This window comes from Parvimonas sp. D9, assembly GCF_035282565.1.
GTDB classification, from domain to species: domain Bacteria; phylum Bacillota; class Clostridia; order Tissierellales; family Peptoniphilaceae; genus Parvimonas; species Parvimonas micra.
Genome location: NZ_JAYKBM010000176.1, coordinates 1 through 263, shown reverse-complemented (window position 1 = coordinate 263; position 263 = coordinate 1). Strand labels below are relative to the sequence as shown.

Below are 263 nucleotides of genomic sequence, written 5' to 3'. Positions count from 1 at the left end.
ATAAAATTCCGATTAAAAAAGTCTGAGATAATAATTTTAAAGAAAATATCAATCCTTTTTTCAATTTAATGACCTCCTTCAGACATTGTAATCGCCTCATAAATTTCCTTTAAGGAAACACTTCTGCCTCCATTTTCCCTAATTTCATCTTCGTCTTTTGCTAAAATATAAGCTACTTTCAATTTGGAGAACTTTTTAACATCTCTTACTACCAAAACATTCTTTTCCTTTGTAATATCACCCATTACTTCGGATGAAGCAGA

At 30.0% G+C, this 263-nt stretch carries 1 pseudogene; it reads right to left on the bottom strand.

The window, feature by feature from the left end:
• Positions 1-65: 65 nt before the first annotated feature.
• Positions 66-263: pseudogene (locus VJI94_RS08470) on the bottom strand (hypothetical protein); the annotation flags it as partial.